The sequence below is a fragment of the Aeromonas sp. genome, assembly GCF_050252055.1.
Taxonomy (GTDB): domain Bacteria; phylum Pseudomonadota; class Gammaproteobacteria; order Enterobacterales; family Aeromonadaceae; genus Aeromonas; species Aeromonas caviae.
Window position 1 is genome coordinate 478,482 of the sequence record NZ_JBFWLQ010000001.1, and the last position, 22,865, is coordinate 501,346.

At 64.0% G+C, this 22,865-nt stretch carries 18 protein-coding genes; 7 read left to right on the forward strand and 11 right to left on the reverse strand.

Annotated elements, in window-relative coordinates; all coding sequences use genetic code 11:
- Window positions 1-210 precede the first annotated feature (210 nt).
- Window positions 211-1,674 (reverse strand): NAD-dependent succinate-semialdehyde dehydrogenase, encoded by a 1,464-nt coding sequence (locus AB7E19_RS02135; RefSeq protein ID WP_010673552.1) that lies wholly within the window; start codon window positions 1,672-1,674, stop codon window positions 211-213.
- Window positions 1,675-1,983: 309 nt separating this feature from the next.
- Here AB7E19_RS02135 and puuR point away from each other — a divergent pair, with 309 nt between their 5' ends.
- Both puuR and AB7E19_RS02145 read left to right on the forward strand, forming a co-directional pair.
- Window positions 1,984-2,592 carry an HTH-type transcriptional regulator PuuR gene (gene puuR / locus AB7E19_RS02140; RefSeq protein ID WP_029314011.1) on the forward strand — a complete coding sequence of 203 codons (609 nt, stop codon included), beginning with the start codon at window positions 1,984-1,986 and terminating at the stop codon, window positions 2,590-2,592.
- A 49-nt stretch (window positions 2,593-2,641) separates the two neighbouring features.
- The gene (locus AB7E19_RS02145; RefSeq protein WP_427934556.1) at window positions 2,642-3,919 is read left to right on the forward strand and encodes an NAD(P)/FAD-dependent oxidoreductase; all 1,278 of its coding nucleotides are present in this window, start codon (window positions 2,642-2,644) and stop codon (window positions 3,917-3,919) included.
- 99 nt (window positions 3,920-4,018) lie between these two features.
- Here the strand turns inward: AB7E19_RS02145 and AB7E19_RS02150 are convergent, their stop codons facing one another.
- The 5 genes from AB7E19_RS02150 to AB7E19_RS02170 all read right to left on the reverse strand — a co-directional run bounded on the left by AB7E19_RS02150 (window position 4,019) and on the right by AB7E19_RS02170 (window position 8,403).
- Window positions 4,019-5,218 (reverse strand): transporter, encoded by a 1,200-nt coding sequence (locus AB7E19_RS02150; RefSeq protein WP_427934557.1) that lies wholly within the window; start codon window positions 5,216-5,218, stop codon window positions 4,019-4,021.
- A 62-nt stretch (window positions 5,219-5,280) separates the two neighbouring features.
- Entirely contained in the window at window positions 5,281-5,940 is a 660-nt protein-coding gene (locus AB7E19_RS02155) for a hypothetical protein (protein WP_010673556.1), read from the reverse strand.
- A gap of 7 nt (window positions 5,941-5,947) precedes the next feature.
- Entirely contained in the window at window positions 5,948-6,625 is a 678-nt protein-coding gene (locus AB7E19_RS02160) for a C39 family peptidase (protein ID WP_039039335.1), read from the reverse strand.
- A 52-nt stretch (window positions 6,626-6,677) separates the two neighbouring features.
- A complete protein-coding gene (locus tag AB7E19_RS02165) occupies window positions 6,678-7,637 on the reverse strand; it encodes a hypothetical protein (protein ID WP_081331937.1) in 960 nt (319 codons plus the stop codon).
- 187 nt (window positions 7,638-7,824) lie between these two features.
- Window positions 7,825-8,403 carry a hypothetical protein gene (locus tag AB7E19_RS02170; RefSeq protein WP_223924172.1) on the reverse strand — a complete coding sequence of 193 codons (579 nt, stop codon included), beginning with the start codon at window positions 8,401-8,403 and terminating at the stop codon, window positions 7,825-7,827.
- A 346-nt stretch (window positions 8,404-8,749) separates the two neighbouring features.
- Here AB7E19_RS02170 and AB7E19_RS02175 point away from each other — a divergent pair, with 346 nt between their 5' ends.
- Complete coding sequence (locus AB7E19_RS02175) at window positions 8,750-10,051, forward strand: sigma-54 dependent transcriptional regulator (protein WP_010673560.1); 1,302 nt, start codon at window positions 8,750-8,752, stop codon at window positions 10,049-10,051.
- A 98-nt stretch (window positions 10,052-10,149) separates the two neighbouring features.
- Here the strand turns inward: AB7E19_RS02175 and ybaL are convergent, their stop codons facing one another.
- Entirely contained in the window at window positions 10,150-11,781 is a 1,632-nt protein-coding gene (gene ybaL, locus AB7E19_RS02180) for a YbaL family putative K(+) efflux transporter (protein ID WP_139737264.1), read from the reverse strand.
- Window positions 11,782-12,155: 374 nt separating this feature from the next.
- On the reverse strand, window positions 12,156-13,937 hold the full coding sequence (ggt, locus tag AB7E19_RS02185) for a gamma-glutamyltransferase (RefSeq protein ID WP_322131448.1): 1,782 nt from the start codon (window positions 13,935-13,937) through the stop codon (window positions 12,156-12,158).
- A 112-nt stretch (window positions 13,938-14,049) separates the two neighbouring features.
- Between ggt and AB7E19_RS02190 the strand changes: the two genes are divergently transcribed.
- Window positions 14,050-14,667, forward strand: a complete 618-nt coding sequence (locus AB7E19_RS02190) for an arylesterase (protein ID WP_069651678.1) — start codon at window positions 14,050-14,052, stop codon at window positions 14,665-14,667.
- 168 nt (window positions 14,668-14,835) lie between these two features.
- On the opposite strand, the gene rdgC is transcribed toward AB7E19_RS02190, so the two are convergent.
- On the reverse strand, window positions 14,836-15,747 hold the full coding sequence (gene rdgC, locus AB7E19_RS02195) for a recombination-associated protein RdgC (protein ID WP_010673564.1): 912 nt from the start codon (window positions 15,745-15,747) through the stop codon (window positions 14,836-14,838).
- A 179-nt stretch (window positions 15,748-15,926) separates the two neighbouring features.
- Between rdgC and AB7E19_RS02200 the strand changes: the two genes are divergently transcribed.
- The 3 genes from AB7E19_RS02200 to AB7E19_RS02210 all read left to right on the forward strand — a co-directional run bounded on the left by AB7E19_RS02200 (window position 15,927) and on the right by AB7E19_RS02210 (window position 21,444).
- Window positions 15,927-16,355, forward strand: coding sequence for a GNAT family N-acetyltransferase (locus tag AB7E19_RS02200; protein WP_010673565.1), 429 nt, complete (start codon window positions 15,927-15,929; stop codon window positions 16,353-16,355).
- A 110-nt stretch (window positions 16,356-16,465) separates the two neighbouring features.
- On the forward strand, window positions 16,466-17,692 hold the full coding sequence (locus AB7E19_RS02205) for an exonuclease SbcCD subunit D C-terminal domain-containing protein (RefSeq protein WP_322131447.1): 1,227 nt from the start codon (window positions 16,466-16,468) through the stop codon (window positions 17,690-17,692).
- Window positions 17,689-21,444 (forward strand): AAA family ATPase, encoded by a 3,756-nt coding sequence (locus tag AB7E19_RS02210; RefSeq protein WP_427934558.1) that lies wholly within the window; start codon window positions 17,689-17,691, stop codon window positions 21,442-21,444. Before AB7E19_RS02205 ends, AB7E19_RS02210 begins: the two co-directional genes overlap by 4 nt.
- Window positions 21,445-21,525: 81 nt before the next feature.
- Here AB7E19_RS02210 and AB7E19_RS02215 read toward each other — a convergent pair whose 3' ends face one another.
- Together AB7E19_RS02215 and crr are read right to left on the reverse strand one after the other, a co-directional pair.
- A complete protein-coding gene (locus AB7E19_RS02215) occupies window positions 21,526-22,071 on the reverse strand; it encodes a cytochrome b (protein ID WP_143237856.1) in 546 nt (181 codons plus the stop codon).
- Between the two features lie 254 nt (window positions 22,072-22,325).
- Entirely contained in the window at window positions 22,326-22,835 is a 510-nt protein-coding gene (gene crr, locus AB7E19_RS02220) for a PTS glucose transporter subunit IIA (protein WP_010673569.1), read from the reverse strand.
- Window positions 22,836-22,865: the final 30 nt, after the last annotated feature.

Consider the following 22,865-nt stretch of genomic DNA (forward strand, 5'->3'; position numbering starts at 1 on the left):
GCCCCCGCTGTTCCTGTGCCATCTGGCCATATGTGTGCCGCCAACTGCCCTCGGGCAGGGCGGCCTGTTCGCAAAAGGGGGCCCCGGGCGTGCCCTCAGGGCCCACAAGGCGCTCGGTCGTGACCGGCGACCCCCTCTTTCTATCTGTAAAAACGATGGGCTGCGTCATAACGCATCTGTTTTAACGATGCGATTGCCCCTTCACTCCCCTCAGCGAATGCCGCCAAAGCAGAGGTATTTGGTCTCCAGGTACTCCTCCAGCCCTTCGGCCGCCCCTTCCCGGCCCAGTCCCGACTCCTTGATCCCGCCAAAGGGGGCCAGTTCGGTGGAGATGATCCCCTCGTTGATCCCCACCATGCCGTATTCGAGCCCCTCGGCCACTCGCCACACCCGGGCGATGTCGCGGCCATAGAAGTAGGCGGCCAGGCCATAGGGGGTGTCGTTGGCAAGCGCAATGGCCTCGGCTTCCGTCTCGAAGCGCACCAGGGGGGCGACGGGCCCGAAGATCTCCTCGTCCAGAATGGGGTTGCCCCGGGTGACCCCGGTCAGGATGGTGGGGTGATAGAAGAGGGGACCGGCGGGGTGGGCGTCGCCCCCCACCAGCACCCGGGCACCGGCGGCGACCGATTGCTGCACCAGCTCGGCCACCTTGCTGGCGGCGGCCGGGTTGATGAGGGGCCCGATCTGGACGCCCTCGCCCATGCCGTCCCCGACCTTGAAGGCTTTGACCGCGGCGGCGAGCTTCTCGGCGAAGGCGTCGTAGACGCTGGCCTGCACCAGGATGCGGTTGGCGCAGACGCAGGTCTGGCCGGCGTTGCGGTATTTGGACGCCAGGGCCCCGGCCACGGCGGCGTCGAGGTCGGCGTCGTCAAAGACGATGAAGGGGGCGTTGCCGCCCAGCTCCAGGGAGAGGCGCTTCATGGTGTCGGCGCACTGGCGCATCAGCAGTTTGCCGATGCGGGTGGAGCCGGTGAAGGAGAGCTTGCGCACCACGGGGTTGCTGCACAGCTCGTTGCCCACCGCGCTCGCCTGATGGGAGGTGACGATGTTGATGACCCCGGCGGGAATGCCCGCCTGCTCCGCCAGTACCGCCAGCGCCAGGGCGCAGAGGGGCGTTTCGGCGGCGGGCTTGATGACGATGGTACAACCGGCGGCCAGCGCCGGACCCGCCTTGCGGGTGATCATGGCGATGGGGAAGTTCCAGGGGGTGATGGCGGCCACGACCCCCACCGGCTGCTTGATGGTGGCCAGGCGCCGATCGGCGGAGAAGCCGGGGATGGTGCGGCCATAGGCACGCTTGCCCTCTTCCGCGAACCACTGGATGAAGCTGGCGCCGTAGGCCACCTCTCCTTTGGCTTCCGCCAGCGGCTTGCCCTGCTCGCAGGTCATGATACGGGCGAGCTCCTCCTGGTTGGCCATGATGCGCTCGAACCAGGCGTAGAGTTTGCTGCTGCGCTCCTTGGCGGTGAGGGCCGCCCAGGCGGGTTGCGCCGCGTGGGCGGCCGCGATGGCGAGGCGGGTATCCTCCCCGTCCATGTCGGGCACCTGGGTGATGACCTGGCCGGTGGCCGGGTTCAGGACCTCGAACCGGCGCCCGCCCAGGGACTCGCACCAGCGGCCGTCGACATAGGCCAGGGATTTGATCAGGGAGAGAGCAGGTTGTGATGCTGACATAAGTAAGGGGCCTCGATAGTGGGTCTGGGTGGCGCGTCTATGTGGGCACCGCCGTATAGAATAATAAGCACGTAACGACCATAAAATGAGCCGAAATGTTTTTCAAGTGTTAAATATATTTGAGTGAACTGGGCGTCACATGCTAGAAATGGGGCTGTTAGCGCGATTGTAGCGGTTTTCATTGCGCAGGGTGTGCAAAATAATGAACGCTCTGGGTTGTGCAGGATAGTGAACGGGGCTGACGTTCCTGACTCACTATATTGACCAGTCGGCCCCAGGTATTCGAATGACCATGGAAGGAGGTGGGCGATGGAGCAATCCCGTGGCGAGGTCCGGTGGCGGACCATGACGGACAACCCCCTGGCGGAGCACGAGAGAAACATGGGGGAGCGGCTTGCCCGGATCCGCAGGGAGCTCGGGCTCTCCCAGCGCCGGGTGGCGGAGCTGAGCGGCCTGACCCACGGCGCCATCTGCATGATAGAGCAGAACAAGGTGAGCCCCTCGGTGGCCTCCCTGCAAAAGCTGCTGAGCGTCTACGAGCTGCCGTTGTCGCGCTTCTTCGCCGAAGAGGAGGTGGCGAGCACGCCCAGCGTGGTGATCAAGGCGGAGCAGCTCATCGAGCTCGGCAGCCAGGGGGTCTCCATGAAGCTGGTGCACAACGGCAACAATCGGCGCCAGCTCGGCTTCATGCTGGAGACCTATGCCCCCGGCACCGACACCGGCGGCGTGGTGAAGCATCAGGGGGAGGAGGTGGGCACCGTGCTGGAAGGGTCGGTGCTGCTGACCCTGGCCGGCCAGACCTATGAACTGTGCGCCGGGGACAGCTATGTCATCGACACCGGCGAGCCCCACAGTTTCAGCAATCCCTCGGGGCAGGTCTGCCGCATCGTCAGCGCCCACACCCCGGCCAGCTTTTAATGTGAACAACCCGTTGTGTTGGAAACGAACCGGTAAGGAAACAGGGATCATGACCGAACATGTAAAGAGTTACTACGCAGCCAGTGCCAACAAACACGCGCCCTATCCCATGCTCACCGAGCAGCTGGAGTGCGACGTCTGCGTCATAGGCGCAGGCTACACCGGCCTCTCCAGTGCGCTGCATCTGGTGGAGAAGGGGTACAAGGTGGTGGTGCTGGAGGCGGCCAGGGTCGGCTTTGGCGCCAGCGGCCGCAACGGCGGCCAGATCGTCAACTCCTACAGCCGCGACATCGACACCATCGAAGCGAACTGCCCGCCGGATCAGGCCAGGCTGCTCGGCTCCATGTTGTTTGAGGGGGGCCAGATCATCCGCGAGCGGATCAAGCGCTACAACATCCAGTGCGATCTGCAGGAGGGGGGCGTCTTTGCCGCCGAGACCGAGAAGCAGCTGCACGAGCTCAAGGCGCAGAAGGCGCGCTGGGAGAAGTGGGGCAACGACCAGCTGGAGCTGCTCGATGCCAAGGGGGTGCGCGAGGTGGTCGCGAGCGATCGCTACGTCGGCGCCCTGCTGGACAAGAGCGGCGGCCATATTCACCCTCTCAATCTGGCGCTGGGAGAGGCGGAAGCCATCCGCATGCAGGGGGGGCTTATCTTCGAGCAGTCCGCCGTCACCAGCATTACTCCGGGTCAGCCGGCGTTGGTCAAGACCGCCAAAGGGGCGGTGAAGGCACGCTTTATCGTGGTGGCCGGCAACGCCTACCTCGGCAATCTGGTGCCGGAACTGGCCAGCAAGAGCATGCCTTGCGGCACCCAGGTGATCGCCACCGAGGTGCTGGGAGAGGAGCGGGCCCGTTCACTCTTGCCACAGAACTACTGTCTGGAGGATTGCAACTACCTGCTCGACTACTACCGTACCTCCGGCGATCACCGGCTCATCTATGGCGGCGGCGTGGTCTACGGGGCGCGGGATCCGGCGGACATCGAGCGGCTGATCATCCCCAAGATGCTCAAGACTTTCCCGCAGCTGGCCGACGTCAAGGTGGAGTACACCTGGACCGGCAACTTCCTGCTCACCCTGTCGCGCCTGCCGCAGTTTGGCCGCATCGGTCACAACATCTACTACATGCAGGGCTACAGCGGCCACGGCGTCACCTGTACCCATCTGGCGGGCAAGCTGCTCTCCGAGGTGCTGAGCGGTCAGGCGGAGCGCTTCGATGCGTTCGCCAGGCTGCCGCACTACCCCTTCCCGGGTGGCCGCCTGCTGCGCATCCCCTTCACCGCCGCCGGCGCCGCCTGGTACACCCTGCGCGATCGCCTGGGGGTGTGATGACAAGGTGGCCCGCCAGGCAGGCTGGCGGCAACAAGAAGAGGGAGGCGTTATGCCTCCCTCGTTTTTTGTCGTCAACCTGCCGGGGTCCTGACGGGGCTAGAAGCGGTAGGGGAAGCGGATCCCGATGGTGTAGTCCGGTGCGTCCGTGGTGAGCCCGGCAGACCAGTTGACCGCCATGGAGAGGTTGTCGGTGATGGCCCAGGTCGACCCCATGCCAAAGCTGGCGGCGTTGGCATCGGAGCCGGTGACCTTCTCCATGGCAAAGCCTTCGGACCCCTGCTCGGACTCCATGGTGACGCGCTGGTTGATGTTGAAGGAGAGGCTGAAGCGTTCGTTGAGGGCGAATGCGACCCCCAGGCCATATTCATACCAGTCCCCCAGCTGGATGCTGCCGGGCTGGTTGCCGGGCTGGTAGGAGATATCGTCAAAGTCCTGCTGGAGGCTGTGACCATAGTTGAGGCTGGCAAACAGGATGGCGGGATCCATGGTCTTGACCAGGGAGAAGCCGGTGGAGAGCTGCCAAAGCCCGTTGCCGGTGGCGAGCTCCTTGGGGGTCACCAGGTTGCCCGATTCCGAGGTGTTGATCTCGATGCCGTAAGGATCCTTGCCGGTCGGCGCCTTGGCCCGGAAGTTCCATACCAGATCCGGCCAATCCTCGCTCTCTGCCATGACCCTGTAGTAGATGGCGAGGCTGAGATCCCCCAGACCGCCATCGCTGACGCTCTGCTCCTCGAAGTCGCGGCTGGAGTTCTCCTTGCCGGTGCTCTGGTAGTTGGTGTTGCGGAACATGTAGGGGAGGGCCAGCTCCAGTTGCCAGCGATCGTTGAGGGTGTAGCGGGTGATGACATCCGCCGTCCACTGATCGGAGCGAACCCGATCCAGGTTGATTTCGCCAAGGAAGATGGCGTCCAGGGCGAGGAAGCCGCGCAGGGCGAGATCCTTGCGGTTGTAGTGCTGGTAGGAGAGGCCCACATCGACGGTCAGGGCGCGGTCGAACACATTGTGCTGTTCGATCATCAGGTCTTCGGTGCTGCGGCCGACTTCCGGCGTGCGCCGTGAGGCGTCCTGCTGGGTGGAGGCGACGGCGGCCCCGGCTCCGACCCCGGCGGTTGCCGTCGTGGCACCGGCGGCCTTGACGGCCTCCAGGCGAGCCTGGAGCTGATGAAGGGCCTGGTTTTGCTGGATCAGTTGCTGGCGCAGGAGATCCAGCTGTTGTTGCAGGGCCTCCTCCTCGGCCGTGGCCCCCCAGCAGGCGAAGGGGGCGAGGGCAATCAACAGCATGCGAGACTGTTTCATCGGGATACGTCCTTGTTGTTTATCATCCTTTCTGATGGTTCAGCCCCCGGGCTCACCGGTGCTCAGCGCGAAAACCAGATGCGGGTCTGATTGAGCGTCTGCAAACCGTCCCCTCTGACCTTGTTGAACTGCAGCAGCCCCCGGCTGAAGTCGGTACCGCGCAGGCTCTGCTCCAGCAGGACCCGGCCGTCGGAAGAGTGTAGTTGCAAGCCGGCATAATTCCCCGAGACCCGATAGGTGGCGGTACCAAGATCGCCCTGATGCTCGTAGCTGCCCGCCTGAACCAGGTGTCCCGTCATGGTCGGGGTGGTCAGTTCAATACCGGTCTGGTTGACCGAGCTGTTGCCGCTCCCCTCCAGTTGAACGACCTGCACCAGCCCGGCCCCCTGCACCTGGGCCTCCTTGGCGGGCGTGGCCGCGGGCTTGACCTCATCCTTGACGCGCACATCCAGCTTGGGTTTGTTTTGCACAATGCTCAGTGCCAGGTTCATGGCCGCCGTCTGCTGGGCCTGGGCCGTGGTCAGTGACGAGATGAACTCGATGCCGAAGTAGCTGATGCCATGGCTGCTGACATAGCGGCCGCGCAGGTGGGCCAGCTCCCCGTCCGCCAGTTCGGGCGCAAAGTGGTCTGACAGATGGGCCAGCGGGTCCGGTGCTGCCAGCAGCGGAGAGGCGATGCCACCCAGGCTGCAGAGGAGGCATAGGGCGGGTCGGGTATTCATGATGACCTCACATTAGCTCTTTGTGCTGAAAACCGAATTCCAGCAGGGATGTTTCATTGACCGGGGCGAAGAGCCCATCCTTGCCTCTGACAGAGAGCGGGGGAGAGGGGTTGGCAAGGGGGGCATCGGGACGATAGCCCGCGCCGATGACGGCGAGGAGGATGCCGTTCCAGCTCTCCTTGAACTCCTTGAACGTGATCACCCGGTTGCCGAGGGCCGGGTCTGCCAGATAGACGCGATCGTGGCGATCGATGGCCCGCAGCACGGCAAAGTGCTGATAGCCGCGAATGTTGAGCAGGACGATGGTGGGCACCCTCACCTGGCGCAGTTTTTCATCGCCCAGTCGATACCCTCTGACCCGCATGCCGAGCATTTGCAGGTACTGCTTCATGTCGAGCATGGAGAAGCCGTAGTGCTTGACCTGCTCCGGGTCTGCCATGGCAAGCATGCCATCCATGACCCAGCGTTCATTGGTTGCATGGCCGTAGGCGTAGCGCAAGATGGTGGCGACGGCGGCGGCCCCGCAGCTGAAATCCGTATGTTGGCGCTCGATGTTGGCGTACCGGCGCTCCAGAATGCTCTGTACCGGTTTGTTGAGATCCCCCAGCGCCGGGAGATGCTCCCCCAGTGGCACCGAGCCTGCCCAGACGGCAGGACAGCACAGCAACAGCAACAGCCAGCGCATTCAGACCTCCAGTGTCAGGGAAAAAGGGGGCACTGGGCCCCCTCGCATCGACTTACTTGGCAAACCCTGCGGCCAGCGAGAGATTGTTCGCTTGCAGGTTGTTGGTCCCCGAGGAGACGTTCACCCCGATGTTGCCCACGGCACCGTTGAAGGCGCCGCCATCGATGGTTGCCCGGTTGAAGGTTTCGCGGCTGGTGTAGGTGTTGACCACGGGAATATACCCGACGGCGTACCCACTGAGCTTGATGTCACCCTCTTCCTTGAACTCGAACTTGCCATCATCTTTCGGGTTGTTGTTGCCGTACCTGTCGTTGTCATTGTCGTGGTCATGTCCTTTCTTGACATCATGACCGGTACCGCCCCCCTCGTAATCGCCCCAAGCCTTGAGACCGAGGAACACACCCGCCTTGTCAACCGTCTTGGTTGCACTCAGGCTTTGGTTTTCGGTCATGTTCTTGGAGACGCTCTGGCTGTTGGCCACGGTGGCCACGGCCATGTTGCCGGTGGACACGGAGGCTGCCATGTTGTTGGCCTGGACGTTACCCGAGCCCGAGGTCACGTTGACCCCGATGTTGCCTGCGGCATCCTTGAAGGCCCCATCGCCCACACCGGCCTTGTTCTGATGGCCGTGATTGGTCGTCCAGTTGTTGCTGGCGCTCTGGGTGGAGAAGACCTCGGCATCCGACGATCCGCCAGGGGCGCCATGTTGTTGTTGACCACGACCCATGATGAACTCGGCATCGACCTCGTCATAGGCGGCCAGGGAAGCGCTGTTGCCCTGTACGTTGGAGTCACCGGCTGCGACGTTGGCGCCGATGTTACCGGATGCACCCTTGAACGAGCCGTCGATCTTGCTCGTGTTCTCCGTTCTTGTATTGGCGGTGCCTATCATGGAACTGGACTGCTGGTTGTCCACGACGGCCATGCCGAGTTTGTTGACGTTGATGTAGCCGCCGACATTGACCCTGCCTTCGTATTCCACATCGACTTCTGCCTTGACCTTCTTGGTCAAGGTTGCCCCTGTCTCATCTCTGTCACCGCGGTAATCGGCGGATGCAGTGCCCGACATGGCCATGATGACCGCGGCGGCTAATGAGCTATAAATAAGTCCACGCATAATGAGTCTCTCCATTGAACTTTCAGCGGAAGATATGCCCATCGGCTGATACCCCCGGGCCTGGCTTCCTATCCCTGCGGCATCATGGGGATGCCGTTACTGCGCCAGCCAGGGGCAGGGAAACCATGTTGACTGACTGGTTTCCCTGTCCCGTGACCTGGTTCACCTGAATGACCCCCTTGCTGCCCGTGAGGGCGGTGTCATCCAGATAGATGCTGGTAGTGGTGTTGGCGGGGGGCTTTCCCCCTGGGGTCTTCGCGACGCTGGAGCTGAGATTGATGTCGGTCACGACACCCAGGCCGCTGTCATCGAGGGACAGGGCGAAGGCGTTCAGTTGCTGGTTGCCCTCACCCGCCCCCTGATTGATGCCGACCAGTCCCCGGTTCTGGCTCAGGGCCGAGCCCAGGATGGCGACGCTCTGGCTGCCGTTCAGATTGGTGGTGGATTGATTCAGCTGACCAAATTGAATGACGGCCGGACCCGAAATGGCGATGGCGGCAAGATTGCCTTGTTGGTTGTTATTGCCGGCAACCATATTGACGCCCATGGAACCACGAATATTGCTCAATGCCTGAGCACCGAGATCGACCCGGTTTTGTGCCATTGAGGGGGTGGCAAATGCCAGAAAAGGAAATGCTGCCAATGCAATATATATTTTCATGTTCTGTCTCCATATGCCAGGAGGGCTTATTGGAGAGAGCAACGACCATGCCAATTTACAACCATATGATTTTTAGTTATTTTTTATTTGATATAATTGTTTTTACGTCTCAATATTGAGAGCGACATATTATGTCGTGAAGTAAGCGCTTATTTATCAATGGATTTATTTTTTCTCACGGATAATTTGGCTGTCTCAATATTGTGGTGCCATCAATCTAAAGGCGGGATGGTTTATAGTTATCATCGTCTGGCCATATTAAATGGCGCCATTTGATGATAAAGGGAGTTATCTGGACAAGTCGTCAGACTCCTTCGTGCAGTGGCGATAACAAGGAGTTGTCCCTATGACAGAAACGGCATTGTTGCTCATCAATTCATGTGCCGTACTGGAAAGCCTGCTGGAACAAGGCGAGTGGCAGGTGGAGCAGGCAAGCTCCCTGGTGGTGGCAGAGAAAAAACTGCAGGAAAAGGACTATCCCCTGGTGCTGGTGGTGATCGAGCATCAGCAGCACGAAGCCCTCTACAACCTGATTGCGCAGCACTCCGGCGCCTTGTGGATCGGCCTCATCCAGCGGGACTGTCTCGCCAGCGAAGCCCTTCGCAATTTGCTGGCAGCCTGTTTTCATGATTTTCACACCTTTCCCCTGGACAGAGACAGGCTCTCCCACAGCCTGGGACATGCCCTGGGGATGGCGCGCCTCATCCGGCGACACCGCCCCCGACTGCAACCCCAACTTCGTTTCATCCAGGGGGAGAGCGCCCCCATCCGCCAGTTGCGCGACCAGATCGTGCGGTTGCAGCATTGCCGCCTGCCCGTACTGGTGACGGGACCGAGCGGCACGGGCAAGGAGCTGGTGGCCCGGGAGCTGCACTACAGCACGTTCGGGGAGGAGAGCCCTTTCGTGGCGGTCAATTGCGGGGCCATGCCCCATCAGCTCATCCAGTCCGAGCTGTTCGGCCACGTCAAGGGGGCCTTCACCGGGGCACAGCACCACAAGATAGGCAAGATAGAGGCCGCCGATGGCGGCACCCTGTTTCTCGACGAGATAGGGGAGCTGCCACTGGAGGATCAGGCAACCCTGCTGCGCTTCTTGCAGGAGCAGTGCATAGAGGCGGTGGGCAGCCACCTGACGCGTCGTGTGGATGTGCGGATCATCGCGGCCACCAATATCGATGTGGAGCAGGCGGTGGCCAGCGGCGGATTTCGCATGGATCTCTACTACCGGCTCAACGTGGTGCGCCTGCGCACCCCGGCCTTGTGCGAGCGGGCGGAAGACATCCAGCTCCTTGCCGATGACATTCTGGCGGAAGTGCGGGGCGGGCGGGTGCTCAGCTTCACCCGCAAGGCGCGCCAGGCCATGCAGTCCTATGGCTGGCCGGGGAATGTGAGGGAGCTGCGCAACCGAGTGCAGCGGGCGGTGGTCATGTGCAGCGGCCCCTTCATCGAAGCCGATGACATGGAGCTGACCAACATGGACAGCCTGCTGCTCGACGGCTCGCTCAAGGCGGTGCGCGAAGCGGCGGAGCGTCAGGCCTTGCAACGGACGCTGGCCCGCTTCCCCGATCAGCTCGAGGAGGTGGCCCGCACGCTCGACATCTCCCGGGCCACCCTCTATCGCCTGCTGGACAAGCACGATCTGCTGTGAGGGGACGGCAGTATCGCCCCGTCATGCAAAATGCCCGGGCAGCAGGCCCGGGCTTCTTGTCTGGCCCCGTCGTGGGGACTCGTTACTTCCGATGAGCTTCAGGCCATCTCCATGGCGAGGTGACAGAGTCGCCGCGCAGCCTCCTCCTCGCTCTTGACCACCTGATGCACGCCGCGCACGCGCAGATGATGCACCTCCTCGTGCTGGTGGGCACAGGCGGCGATGCGCATCAGGGCGCCGTATTCCTGCGCCCTGATGGCTATCTCACCGGCCAGCAGGCTGTCATCCAGGGTGATCAGCAGCCAGCTGGCGTTGGGCAGCGCCGCCGTCAGCAGATCCTGCTGGATGGGATGGCCCGCCAGACAGGTGATCCCCATGGCGCGCCAGGGGGCCAGCAGTCGCTCGTCGGTGTCGATCACCACCATCTCCCTGCCTTGTTCATGCAACTGCCGGATGAGGTGCTGACCTATCTCGTCGGCGCCCACTACCACCACATGGCCCTGCAAGGGGCAGAGGTGAGGTGACCCATCGGTGCGTGGATCGGGATGGCGCCTCAGCCAGCGCTCCGCCTGGTTGAAGACCAGCGGATTGAGCACGATGGAGAAACAGGCGCCGACCAGCACCAGATCACGGGCGACTCCGGGGACCAGCTCGAGCATGACTCCGAGACCCATCAGGATGAAGGAGAACTCCCCCACCTGTGCCAGGCTGGCGGAGATGGTCAGCGCCGTGCGCTGGCTGTGGCCAAAGAGCCGCACGATGGCGAAGGCGGCCACGGATTTGCCGATCACGATGACGAACAGGGTGGCCAGCACGGCCAGGGGCTCGCGCAGCAGGATGACGGGGTCGAACAGCATGCCCACGGAGACGAAGAAGAGCACGGCGAAGGCGTCCTGCAGGGGCAGGGTGTCGTTGGCCGCCTTGTGGCTCAGATGGGAGCTGTTCATCACGACGCCGGCGAAGAAGGCGCCGAGGGCAAAGGAGACGCCAAACAGCTTGACGGCGCCAAAAGCGATGCCAAGGGAGCAGGAGAGGACGGCCAGGGTGAACAGCTCGCGGGAGCCGGTGGCGGCGGTGCGGGCCAGCAGCCAGGGGATGAGGCGTCGCCCGCCGATGACCATCAGGGCGATGAAGGCAGCCACCTTGGCCAGGGTCAGGCCGATATCCGCCATCACCTGGGCCGGGGTCAGTGCCTCGCCCCCCTGCTGCAGGTTGGCGAGGATGGGGAGCAGTACCAGGGCCAGCACCATCACCAGATCCTCCACGATGAGCCAGCCGATGGCGATGCGTCCCTCGTTGGTGTCGAGCTGGCCGCGGCTCTCCAGGGCGCGCAGCAGCACCACGGTACTGGCGGTGGAGAGGGCCAGGCCAAACACCAGGCCGGCGGTCACGGTCCAGTCGAGCAGTTGGGAGAGGCCAAGGCCGAGCAGGGTCGCAAGCGTTATCTGGACGATGGCTCCCGGGATGGCGATGTGTTTCACCGACAGCAGGTCTTTCACGGAAAAATGCAGGCCGACACCAAACATCAGCAGGATGACGCCGATTTCGGCCAGCTCGGGGGCGAGCCGCAGGTCGGCGACATAGCCCGGCGTAAAGGGGCCGCATACCACGCCGGCCGCGAGGTAGCCCACCATGGGGGAGATGCGCAGGCGGCTTGCCAGCATGCCGAAGAGGTAGGCCAGCACGAGGCCGCCTACCAGGGTGGTGATAAGGGGGAGTGAGTGGTCCATGTCGTCACCTCGCTAATGGCAGTCAGGGGCTACCAGATCACCCGAAGGTGAAGAGGGCAGCTGTCAATGAGCAGGGGGCGAAAGAGACAGAAGTTGGCCGTATCAAGGGGAAATCTTGAGGGCAACAGATGCCGTTTCTATTGAAAAGTAATGCATTTATATGCCATGAGCAACACTGTTCCAGTTTTTGCGTTGGTTTTGATGAAAAGCATCTTTAATGCATTGCGATTGGGTGAAAAGAGTGTGCAGTTAAAGAAAAATTGGCAGGAATAATCAATCGATGATGATATTGGGAGGCAAGGGAGAACACCTATGAGCACACGGCATGGAGGAGGCTGGCCTCCTCCATGGTGAACGAGGGTGCTGAAGGGGCATCACTCCCCCCTGGCGACCCCCTCACGTCTGGGGTCTGCGGCCCCCAGCCAGCCGCCGGCATGGCGCTGGACGCCCTGCAGCCCGGAGGTCTGCTCGTTAAGCAGGATCTCGTGCCCTCTGGCCTTGAGCCCCTGTACCACGGCGTCGGGCGTGCGCCCCTGCTCCAGCTCGGTGGGGCCGTTGCGACTGCCGAAATTGGGCAGGTTGATGGCCTGCTGCAGGTCGAGCCCCCAATCCTGGGTGCCGAGCAGCGCCTTGCCCACGTAGTTGATGATGGCCGAGCCTCCCGGGGATCCCAGGCTCATCTCGAGCTCGCCGCTTGCCTTGTCAAACACCAGCAGGGGAGACATGGAGGAGCGGGGGCGCTTGCCGGGCTCCACCCGGTTGGCCACCGGCAGGCCGGCGGCGTCCACCGAGGTGAAGGAGAAGTCGGTGAGCTGGTTGTTCAGCAGGTAGCCGTTGACCATCAGCCGCGAGCCGAAGCCATCCTCGATGGAGCTGGTCATGGCCACCGCCATACCGCTCTTGTCCACGATGGAGATGTGGCTGGTGGAGGGCAGCTCCGGGGTGGCGTCCCGGCCCCTGGCCAGCGCCCGGGGCGGGTTGCCGGGCTGGGCAACGCCCATGGAGCGGTTGCCGATAAGGTGCCCCCGCTGCGCCAGATAGCCCTTGTCCAGCAGGCCTGTCACCGGCACGTCGACGACGTCGCCGTCGGCCACGTACTGGTTGCGATCGGCGAAGGCGAGGCGTGCCGCCTCGCTGTAGAGGTGAATGGCCTCGCTGGAGGCGGCCAGTTGGCCCTGCTCCCCCTGTACCGGTTTGAGGGCGGCCATGTCCCGGCTTTCCAGCATGCCGAAGATCTGGCCAAGGGCCAGGGTGCCGGAGGAGGGGGTCGGGAAGCCGCAGATCTCGCTCTGGCGATAGTCAAAGCAGAGCCCGTCCCGCAGCTTGGCCCGGTAGCTGGCGAGATCGGCGGCGCTCAGTACCCCGGGGTTGGTCGGGTGGGCGTGCACCTTGGCCACCATGGCCTCGGCCAGCGGGCCGCGATAGAAGGCGTCGGGGCCGTCGCTTGCCAGGGTACGCAGCACCCTGGCCAGGGCCGGGTTGGTGAGCCGGGTACCTGCCGTCTTGGGAGTGCCATCCGCCTGATAGAAGTAGGCGCGGGCGTCCGGATCCCCGGCCAGATAGGGATCTTTTGCCAGCAGGGTGGCGAGGCGGGGGCTTATCACGAACCCTTGCTCTGCGAGGGTGATGGCGGGTTCGAACAGCGTGGCCCAGGGCAGCTTGCCATAGCGCTCGTGCGCCAGGGCCAGGGCTCGCACCGTGCCGGGGGCGCCGACGGAGCGCCCGCCCACCACCCCCTCATAGAAGGCCATGGGTTTGCCCTCCTTCATGAAGAGCTGATCGGTGGCAGCGGCGGGGGCTGTTTCCCGGCCATCCACCGCCGCCACCTGCTTGCCGTCCCACACCAGCATGAGGGAGCCGCCGCCGATGCCCGAGGATTGAGGTTCCACCAGGGTCAATACCAGCTGAACGGCGATGGCCGCATCGACGGCGCTGCCCCCCGCCTTGATGATCTGGTAGCCCGCGTCCACCGCCAGCGGGTTGGCCGCCGCCACCATGAAGTCACGGCCCTGCCAGCCCGGTTTGTCAATCCAGCCGCTGGCCGCCTCCGGGGCGATCAGGGTCTGGGGAGGAGGGACATAGTGAAAGCCATCCTGGGAGGCGCAGCCGCCAAGCAGGCCGAGGGCGACCAGCAGGCCGAGGGGTTTGAGGGACATGACAGGCTCCTTGTCGGTTTCTTGTTCACCTGCCGAAATGTGTCACACTTGGAGCTTGATTAAAAGTTTGTCTTAATACTCATATGGTTACAAAACTATCAAGGAGGCGCTCATGACACACCGGGGGACGCTGGCGAAACCTTGCATGGCGGGGCTGCTCTGCCTGTTGCTGACGGCCTGCGGGGAGCCGACCTTCAGACCGCTGGCCCAGGGGGAGACCCTGCTCGCCTTCGGGGACAGTCTGACCGAGGGGCGCGGGGTGAGCCCGTCCCAAAGCTACCCCAGCGTGCTGGCGAACCTGAGCGGCCATCCCGTGGTCAATGGCGGGGTGTCCGGAGAGCTGAGCCAGGCCGGCAGGGCCCGCCTGCCCGGGTTGCTGGCTCGGCACAGACCCGCTCTGGTCATCCTGCTGGAGGGGGGCAACGACATCCTGCGTGGCAGCGGGGAGGCGGCCCTCAAGGCCAATCTCGCTGCCATGATAGAGGCGGTGCAGGGGAGCGGGGCCCAGATCCTGCTTGTCGGGGTGCCCCGAAAATCCCTGTTTGCCGATGGCGCTCCCCTCTACGAGGAGCTGGCAGAGCAGTACGGGCTGGTGCTGGACAACGACAGCATCGGTGAGTTGCTGCGAGACCCGGCCCTGAAGTCCGATGCGGTGCATTTCAATGCCGAGGGTTACCGCACCCTGGCGCAGCGACTTCATCGACTGTTGCAGGAAAGGGGGGCACTCTAGCGAGGTGTCATGCTGCCGGGGCAGTGCGCCATGCTGCCGCAATCAATGGGGTCAGGGTATTGCGCGGCGGCGCTACCCCGGAGGGGACCAGCCCGTGGCGATGATGCCGATGGAGATGAAAAAACCGCCGTGAAGGCGGTTTTTTGCAATCAGGCTGAGCCAATTAGCTTAGATGGACTGCTCTTCACCGCCCAGGGCAGCAAACAGGGCCGGGATGAACTGGGAGAGCTCGGCGGTGACCAGGGCGAAGTCGGCGTCCAGGCGGGCGGCGGGATCTTCACTGGTGACGTCGTCGTTCTGCTCGCGCAGCTCTTCGCTGAACTTGAGGCGCTTGATGGAGAGATCATCCCCCAGCACGAAGCTCAGGGTTTCGCCCCAGTTGAGGGCCAGCTTGGTCACCAGCTTGTCGTTGGCCAGGTGATTCTTGATCTCCTCGCTCATCAGATCCTGCTGCTTGCAGCGGATGATGCCGCCGTGCTCCATGGCGCTGCGCAGCTCGGCTTCGTCCTCCAGGGTGAAGGCGGCGGGCAGGTTGCCCTCGTTCAGCCACTCGGTCATGGTGATCTCGGGCGGGTTCTTGAGGGCCACCGGCACTACCGGCAGGGAGCCGATGGATTTGCGCAGGAGCGCCAGCAGATCGTCCGCCTTCTTGGCGGAGCCTGCATCCACCACCATCAGGTTGTCGGCAGGGTTTATCCAGGCGAAGGTCTGGCTGGTGCGGCTGAAGGCGCGGGGCAGCAGGGTGTGCATGATCTCCTCTTTCAGCGCCTCCTTCTCTTTCTTCTTGAGGGCGCGGCCCTGCTCGAATTCAATGGCCTCTACCTTCTCCGCCAGCATCTCCTTGACCACGGTACCGGGCAGCATCTTCTCTTCCTTGCGAGCGCACAGCAGGATGTGGCCAGAGGCGGCGTGGGTCAGGGTGGAGCCGAATTTGCCAAGGGGCTTGACCCACCCGAACCGGGAGATGTCCTGGCTGCCGCACGGGGTGAAGGCGCAGGCTTCCAGCTGGGTTTCCAGCTGCTCAACGGTCAGGTCGAAGGGGCGGGTAAAGCGGTAAATCTGCAGGTTTTTAAACCACATGGCGTCCTCGGTCTCTAGATTGTCCGGCGGGCATTGTACTAGAGAGGCGCTTTGTGATCAGCCAATCATTCTCGCTAAATAAAGGGCGATCGACCTCACAGGGCCCCACCTTGATCCCCCGGGAGCGGGCCCAACTCCCCTAGACTGCGAGTGTTCACATTGCTGACAAGGAGGCGACCATGTTGAGACAGAGTCGGCCGGAAGACATGGAAGAGATCGTCGAAATCTGGCTCCTGGCCTCCCTGCAGGCCCACGATTTCGTCGATGCCTCCTGCTGGTGGCAGGCTCAGGAGGAGCTGCGTACCCGCTACCTCGATCACGCCCGCATCTGGGTGTTCGAGGAGCGAGGGGACCTGCTCGGCTTCATGGCACTGGTGGATGATTACCTGGCTGCACTCTTCGTGCGCCCCGATAGGCAGGGGCGGGGGGTGGGGCACGCCCTGTTGCAGGAAGCCAGATCCAGATGTGCCGAGCTGCATACCCGGGTCTTCGTGGAGAACGAGCCGGCGGTGCGTTTCTACCGCCGCCACGGCTTTGAAATCGGGGGGGAGGTGCCCGATCCCCTCACCGGCCATCTTCAGTACCAGATGCATTACCAAGCCGTCTGAATCTGACGTCTGGGGCTGCCCCGGTTGAAAACGGGGGGCACCATCCTCATCTTGTCTCCATCCCGGGGCGCCTTCGCCCCCGCTCTCTTCTCCTTATCGAGCCGTTTTCCATGAAGATCCTGCACACCGCCGACTGGCACCTCGGTCATCAGCTTCACGGCCACGACCGCCGCTTCGAACACGACGCCTTCCTCGACTGGCTGGCCGACACCATCAAGACCCGCGACATCGACACCCTGCTGGTGGCGGGCGATCTGTTCGACACCGCCAACCCTCCCGCCAGTGCCTGGCAGCAGCTCTACCGCTTCCTGGCGCGGCTGCGCGCCGAGCACCCGGCACTGGAGATGGTGCTCATCGGCGGCAACCACGACTCTCCCTCCAAGCTGGATGCCCCCCACGAGCTGCTGCGCGCTTTCGACCTCCATCTGGTGGGCAGCATCAGCCGGGACGACGAGGGGCGCCTCGAGACCGAGCGCCTGCTGGTGCCGCTGCGAGGCAAGAACGGCGAGGTGGCAGCCTGGTGCGCCGCCGTGCCGTTTCTGCGCAGCAGCGATCTGCGCCCCGACGGGATCAGTGAAGGGCAGGACAGACTCATCGAAGGGGTACGCCAGGTCTATGAGGCGGTGCTGAGCGAGGGGCGTGCGCGCTGCAATCCGGATCAGGCCCTCATCGCCATGGGCCACGCCTATCTGGCGACGGGCCAGCTCTCCGAGCTCTCCGAGCGGCGGGTGCTCGGCGGCAACCAGCATGCCCTGCCTGCCGAGCTGTTTGCCGCCGCCGACTACACGGCGCTGGGTCACCTGCACCTGGCCCAGAGTCCGGCCGAGGGGGTGCACTACAGCGGCTCGCCGCTGCCGCTCTCGCTGGCCGAGGCGAATTACAACCATCAGGTGCTGGAGGTGACGTTTGAGGGGGGCAAGCTGGCCCGGCTAGAGCGGATCCCGGTGCCCCGCGCGGTGGAGATGATCCGGCTGCCCCAGAGCGGCCTTGACGAGGCGCTCCAGGCCATCGAGGCGCTGGCGCTACCTGCTTGCCCGCAGCAGGCGCAGCCCTTCCTCGAGGTGCGGCTGCTGCTGCCCAAACCCGAGGCCCGCATCCGCGAGCGCGTGCTGGCCGCCATCGGCGACAAGCCGGTGCGCCTTGCCCGCATCACGACCAGTTATCAGGGCTCGGGCCTGGGGCTGGCGGATGGTGCCGGCCAGCGCAGGCTCGATGAGCTCTCCCCCACCGAGGTGTTTCGCCTCTGCTATCAGCGTCAGTTCGACGGGGAGCCGGAGGCCGAGCTGGTGGCGTCGTTTGAAGAGATCCTGGAGCAGGTGAAGGAGTCCAGCCAATGAAAATCTTGTCGCTGTCAGGGGAGAATCTGGCCAGCCTGACCGGTCAATTCACCATCGATTTTGCCGGTGGCGCCCTGGGGGCCGCCGGCCTGTTTGCCATCACCGGCAATACCGGCGCGGGCAAGAGTACCCTGCTCGATGCCATCTGTCTGGCACTCTACGACGAGATGCCGCGCTTTATCGCCAATCGCAAGAACGTGGCCGAAGTGGGCCGCATGGATGACGAGGAGAAGCTCAAGGCCAACGATGTGCGCGGCATCCTCAGCCGCGGCCACGCCAGCGGTTTTGCCGAGGTGCAGTTTCGCGGCTATGACGGCCGCATCTGGCTGGCCCGCTGGGCGGTACGCCGTGCCCGCAACCGCGCCGAGGGGCGCTTTCAGGCCCAGGAGCGCAGCCTGACCGACGTGGCGTCGGGCCAGGTGTTCAGTGGCAGCAAGCGGGAGCTGCAGGATCGCATCGACGAGCTGGTGGGACTCTCCTGGGAGCAGTTTCGCCGCGCCGTCATCCTGCCGCAGGGGGAGTTTGCCGCCTTCCTCAAGTCGAGCGCCGACGAGCGTTCGGCCCTGCTCGAACGGATGACCGGCACCGAGCTCTACTCCGCTATTTCGGTCCAGACCCATGAGCGGGCGCGGGAGGAGCAGCAGAAACTGGCTGCCATCAGCCAGCGGCTCGGTGACGTGGCGCTGATGGACGAGGCGACCCGCGAGCAGTGGGTGAGCCAGCAGGTCAGCCTCGCCACCAGCCTCAAGCACGAGCAGCAGCAACAGCAGCTGATGCAGGACTTGCGCGATCTCAACGGCCGTATCGCTGCCCAGTTGCAGGCCTGTCAGGAGGGAGAGGAGGCCCTTGCCGCGGCCGAGGCGGCCCACGCTGCGGCCGCCCCCGAGCGCGAGGAGTTCGTCCGCGCCGAGCAGGCCCAGGTGGCCCGCGCGGATCACGACGAACTGGCTCGCCTCACCCTGGAGGTGCAGCAGCAGGAGAAGGCGCTGGCCGAGCTTGGCCCTGAACTTGGCAAGCTGGAGGAGAAGACCCAGCAGAGCGCCCTCACCGAACAGCAACTGCTGGCGGAGAAGATCGCCGCCGAGCGCGAGTGGGGCGCCCTGCAGCCTGAACTCAAACGGGCGCAGGAGCTCGACACCCGCATTCGGGAAAAGCAGCAGCAACTGCAGAAGATCCAGCAGGAGGGGGCGCAGGAGCGGGAGGTGCAGCTCACCCTGGAGCAAGGCTGGCGCCAGCAGCGCCAGCAGGTGGAGCAGCTCAAGGGCCAGCACCAGCAGTGGGGTGCCTGGCTTGAGGAGCACAAGGAGCTGGCGCCGGTGGCCCGCCAGTGGCAGCCCCTGCTCACCGCCATGCAGGATTGGGCCGAGGATGCCGACAGGCTGCAGCAACTGCTCACCCTGCGCGAACACAAGCTGCGCGCCCTCAGGCAGTTGCAACATCAGCTGGAACAGGGGCAGCAGGAGCGCGACTATTGGCAGCGCGAGCAGGAGCGACTGCAGCAGCAACAGCACGAGCTGCAGGAGCAGCAGTGGGAGGGGCGTCTGGCCAAGGCGCAGGAGCAGTGGCAAGGGCAGACTGAGCAGCTGGGCCAGCTGCGCCAGCTGTTGGAGCTGGCGGACTATGGCCGCAATCACGGTGAGCAGCATGGTCGCCTGCAGCAGGAGATCGTCCAGCTGGAGCAGGCGCTCGGCAAGCTGGCCATCCTTGGCGACGAGCTGACGCCGGCCCGCGAGCGGCTCGCCCTGCAACGGGACGAGGCGCGTCACGCACTGGAACAGTCCCGTGCCATCGCCAGTTTCGAGCAGCATCGCCACATCCTGCGCGACGGTGAACCTTGCCCGCTCTGCGGCGCCGAGGAGCACCCCTATCACCAGAGCCAGCCACAGGTGGCGGGCATTCTGGGGCAACTGGCGGAGCGTGTCCGCAGCCTGGAGCTTGAGTGGGAGCGGCTCAATCACCAATACATTCAGTGCGAGAGCGAGCGCCAGGAGCTGGCCCGCCAGCTGGCGGTGCGCCAGCAGCATCTGCCTGAGCTGGAGACGCGCGCCGAGCAGCTGACCCAGCGCTGGCAGCAGCTGGGCGGTGCCGAGCTGCTGGGCCATCCGTTGCCGCTGCGTCAGAGCCCGATCGAGTGGAACGAATTGATGAGTACCCTGCTCGGTCGCGGCCAGAGTCTGGAGCAGGGGCTGGTCCGCAGCCAGCAGCAACTGCGCGAGGCCCAGCAGGGGCAGCAGCAGTTGCAGGCCGTGCGCCAGCAGCTGAGTCAGCTGGCCAGCCAGCACCAGCAGTTCGAGCAGCAGTGGCAGGAGGCCGACCGCCAGCGCATCGCCCTGGAAGGGGAGGTGAAGGCAATGGGCGAGCAGGAAACGACCCTGCGCCAGCGCCTTGAGCAGGGAGGCAGCCGGCTCGATGAGCAGATGGGAGGCCAGCCCTGGCGCCAGTGGCTGGGCAGCCAGCAGTGGCACGAGTGGCAGCGGGCCTGCGAGGCCTGGCTGCACGGCCAGAGCGAGTGGGAGCGGCTGACCGGCGAGATTGCCAGCCTCACCCCGGCCCTGAGCGCCCAGGAGGCGCGTCTGCAGACCCAGCGCGAGCTGCTGCACAAGCTCGAGCGTGACTACAAGGAGCATGAACAGCAACGACAGGGGCTGGTCACCAGCCGCGTGGCCTGTCTGGGGGGCGAGGAGATTGCCCTGGTCGAGAGCCGCTGGCAGCAGCGGCTGCTGCAGCTGGCCAGCGAGCTGGAGACGATGCAGGGGGCGGCCCGCGCCCTGCGCGAGCGTCAGACCGAGCTCAAGACCCGTCTCAGCCATCTGGAGCAGGAGAAACAGGTGAGCAGTCGGCGGCGACGGGAGGTGCTGGGGCGCTGGGCTGCCCACGCCAGCAGCCTCGGCATCGCCGAATATGACCTGCGCCGCCTGCTGGCCATGAGCCCGGATGAGCTCAAGGGGCGCCGCGCCGCCTTGCAGGCGCTGGAGGATGCCCGCGCCGAGGCGCGTACCCGTTTGACCGAGCGGCAGCGGGCGCTGGCACTGGAGGAGAGCAAGCGGGATCGTTACCGCGAGCATCACCCCGAGCTGGCCGCGTTGGCGCCGCCGGAGCTCGACAGCCGGCTGACGGCGCTGGAGGCGCACTGCCGCGCTCTCGACGAGCAGTTGTTCCAGTGCAAGAGCACGCTGGCCCAGGCGGAGGCGGCGGCCCTCAAAGCGGGCACCTTGCAGGAGGAACTGGCTGCCCAGCAGGCGGTGGCGGATCACTGGCAGCGCCTCTGTGACCTTATCGGCTCGGCCAGCGGCGCCAAGCTGCGCACCTTCGCCCAGAGCCTCACCCTGGAGCGGCTGCTGCTGGAGGCCAACGCCCAGCTCGCCGAGCTCTCCCCCCGCTATCGGCTGGAGCGAGTGCCCGGCACCGATCTGGCGCTGCAGGTGGTGGATCTCGACATGGGGGATGAGGTGCGCTCGGTGGATTCCCTCTCCGGCGGTGAAAGCTTCCTGGTGTCGCTGGCGCTGGCGCTGGCCCTATCCAGCCTGTCGTCGCGCCAGACCCAGGTCGAATCGCTGTTCATCGACGAAGGCTTCGGTACCCTCGACCCCGACAGCCTGGATCTGGCGCTTGCCAGCCTCGATTCCCTGCAGGCGGCCGGTCGCCAGATCGGGGTCATCTCCCACGTGCAGACCCTGGTGGAGCGGATCGGCGTGCAGGTGCGGGTGGAGGCCCTCGGTGGCGGCGAAAGCCGGGTGGTATTGCCCGGCTGACGACGTGTCGCCCATGACCCTCCATGAACAAAAAGGCCCCTGTCACAGGGGCCTTTTTGTTGGCGCGCAACTTGTTGCTGGTTATTTGCGCTCGGGCAGCATATTGGTCAGGGTGTTGTCCTTGAGCACATGGTGGTGGTAGATGGCTGCCGCCGCGTGCAGGGCAATCAGGGCATAGCCAATGTTGGCCAGCGTCTCGTGCAGCTCCTTGATGGTGACCTTCAGGCCGTCGTCGGGGGCGATGAGGGCGGGGAGCGCCAGGCCGAAGAAGGGGATGGGCTTGCCGCCCGCGCTCAACAACAGCCAGCCCAGCAGCGGGGTGAGGATCAGGAAGCCATAAAGCGCCAGGTGGGCGAGCTTGGCCAGTGTGAGCATCAGGGGAGAGAGCTCGGGCACGATACGCGGTGAGGGGCTACCCACGCGCACCAGCAGGCGCACGACCACCAGCGCCAGGATCAGCAGACCCACCATGAAGTGAAACTCCTTCATCAGGTCGCGGCCGGCCGACCCTTTGGGGAAGATGTCCCTGAACTCCATCAGCGCATAGACGGCGATCATCAGCAGCAGGGTCAACCAGTGCAGCCCTATGCTCAGGCTGCCATAACGTTGTTCGGTATTTCTCAGCATCGTTGTCTCCTCGCCACTTAAGCGGCTTATCTCTTTTCATCCCGTCTCATATCGAGCCAAAGGACCCGCAGGTATCCCTCTTGAGGGTACTCGGCTTGCTTATGCCCGTGTTGATCTCGATAACATTTCTGCCTGTTTGCCGTCATGCTGACCTGTGCGGGAGCCCATGGAGTATCGGGAGATGGAAGGGGCAAAAAAAAACCGAAGCACCAGGCTTCGGTTTTTGGCGGTCACTGGCGTCAGGCCAGGGCGCATTATTTCTTGATGCGGATCACCGGGGTTTCGCCCACGGTCACGGCGCCAGTCATCTTCACCAGCTCTTTGATCTCGTCCATGTTGGAGATGACCACAGGCGTCAGGGTAGACTTGGCTTTGGCTTCCAGAACGGCCAGATCGAACTCGATGATGGTGTCACCGCGCTTGACCTGTTGACCTTCCTGAGCGATACGGGTGAAACCTTCACCCTTCAGCTCGACGGTGTCGATACCGAAGTGAACGAACAGCTCGATACCAGAGTCGGACTCCAGAGAGAACGCGTGGTTGGTCTCGAAGATTTTGCCGATGGTGCCGTCGCACGGAGCAACCATCTTGTTGCCGGCCGGCTTGATGGCGATGCCGTCGCCGACGATCTTCTCGGCGAAGACGACGTCAGGCACATCTTCGATGGGGACGATTTCGCCGGACAGCGGAGCAAAGATTTCGATGCCGCCAGTGTCAGAACTGTCGTCGGAAACCAGTTTCTTCAGTTTGTCGAACAGACCCATAGTAAAAGCTCCTAGAGATGATTGTCGCTG